Origin of the sequence: Trichococcus sp. (assembly GCF_049589555.1) — a bacterium.
Classification (GTDB): domain Bacteria; phylum Bacillota; class Bacilli; order Lactobacillales; family Aerococcaceae; genus Trichococcus.
Window position 1 is genome coordinate 1 of the sequence record NZ_JBAWAZ010000295.1, and the last position, 1,856, is coordinate 1,856.

The following is a 1,856-nucleotide window of genomic DNA, read 5'->3' on the forward strand; positions in this document are numbered from 1 at the left end:
GCGAAATCTGCCCGAAATGGAGGTATGGACTCAGATTTGAGGTGAAGGACTCGCCAGGGCGATTCTTCCGTTCGCTGTACCTGGCCAATTTATTCTCGATGAACTCCTCGAGCCAGCGCTTGGCTTCACCAGTTCCGCCGATATAATCCGCAACGCGCGGGACACTGCGGTCGATAACCAACCCGGCCAATGCCTTTTCCGTATCCGAAACATCGTACGCCTTGAACGGAAGCTCCACTGTGACGGATGGATGGTTGCAGACGGTCTCCTCCAATGGCGCCAGACAATGCGGCAGGATTTTCTTCAGTTTGGAACGCAAGGTCGCGGCGGAATACTCCTCTTTCGGAGAAGCCAGTTCGACCGGAACGACGACATTGCTTTCAACCTGGACAACGGCACATTCGGCACCCTCGGCCAAGGCAGCGCGCCATTGCCGCTCTATCCTGAGATAGCCGCGGTCGACCACCAGCAAGGCCGCCGATCCGGAAATTTCCAGCGCACCTTTTTCCGGCGATATTTTCCGGATCAGCATTTGGATGCCGCGCTGCTCTAATGCGGTCTTCGTTTCCTTCAGCCCTTCCAGCATGAATGCATAGTGGCGCTCATTGGCTTCAGGAAAGCCGTCTGTGATCCCGAAGTAGACGACCAGCGGCTTCTCAAGTCGGTTGGCCTGACGGATTGCATATTCCAGGGCATGGTTGTACTCCGCCCGCTGCGAACTCTGCATCCAGTAAACCACGTACGGTCGCTCCGCCACTAAGTTCTTATCGTTCAGTTGGTTGATTCTTTCTTCCAGTATCATCCGTTTTCCCCCGTATACCATTGCTTTTGTTGTCATACTTATTATAGAACATCGCACCCGCTCCGCCTATTTTTGTGAATCGGGAATCGACCATGATTTTCGCTATTTGCACCGACAGATGGCTTGAAATTCATGTATAATGGAACCTAGAATTTCTCTTCGGTTCAAAAATACAAATGGGCTATTAGCCTGAAAATCAATTTCCCCTTTTTTTACCTTGATCAACGCGAAAGGAATGGTTGTAAAAATGCATAACGAAACAGCCAAAAATATCAGAGAAAGTTTAACTGCGGATTGTTCGCAGTGCTTTGGGCTTTGCTGCACAGCGCTCAACATTATAGCGTCGAGCGATTTTCCTATCAACAAACCAGCAGGCAGTCCTTGTGCCAATCTACAATCCGATTATGGTTGTAAAATTCATGCTAACTTACGGGAGAAAGGTTTTAAGGGCTGTACTGTGTTTGACTGTTTAGGTGCCGGACAAGTTGTTTCCCAAGTTACTTTTAAAGGTCTAAGTTGGCGGGATGATCCTGAAATTGGAGCTAAAATGTTCCAAGTGTTTCCGATTATGGAACAAATCCATGAAATGATTGCGTACGCGGCGGAAGCCTTGTCTTATGAATTACCCAATGCTTTGTCCGAGAAATTGAATATGCAGCTCAATGAGCTGCAAAACCTAACAAAACGCGATGCTGATCAACTGCTGTCTTTGGATATAGTGATGTACAGGTTTCCCTTAAATGAGTTGCTTTCGGAAACCAGCAACTATATACGTGGAAGACTATTCCAAAAAATTTCCAGCACAAAAAAAGATAAGGATTACAATCATGAAAGAACAGATTGGATTGGCAAAAAACTAAGCGGGCAAAATCTGCAGGCAGTCAATTTAAGGGGAGCCTATTTGATTGCTGCCGATATGAGGAATGCAGATTTAAGAGGTGCGGATTTTATCGGGGCTGATTTGCGTGACGCTGATTTAAGTGGAGCAAACGTATCTACGGGTATGTTTTTGACTCAAATGCAAATTAATTCGGCCAAAGGTGATGAAAAGACC

The 1,856-nt window shown here is 47.1% G+C and carries 2 protein-coding genes; one reads left to right on the forward strand and one right to left on the reverse strand.

Translation table 11 applies throughout. The features are described from left to right. Positions 1-802 (reverse strand): deoxyribodipyrimidine photo-lyase (locus WBV27_RS10475; RefSeq protein ID WP_424201855.1); only part of this gene is annotated, 802 nt, incomplete at its 3' end. A 247-nt stretch (positions 803-1,049) separates the two neighbouring features. Between WBV27_RS10475 and WBV27_RS10480 the strand changes: the two genes are divergently transcribed. Then, positions 1,050-1,856, forward strand: an 807-nt coding sequence (locus WBV27_RS10480; RefSeq protein WP_424201857.1) for a pentapeptide repeat-containing protein, incomplete at its 3' end; no start/stop codon positions are given.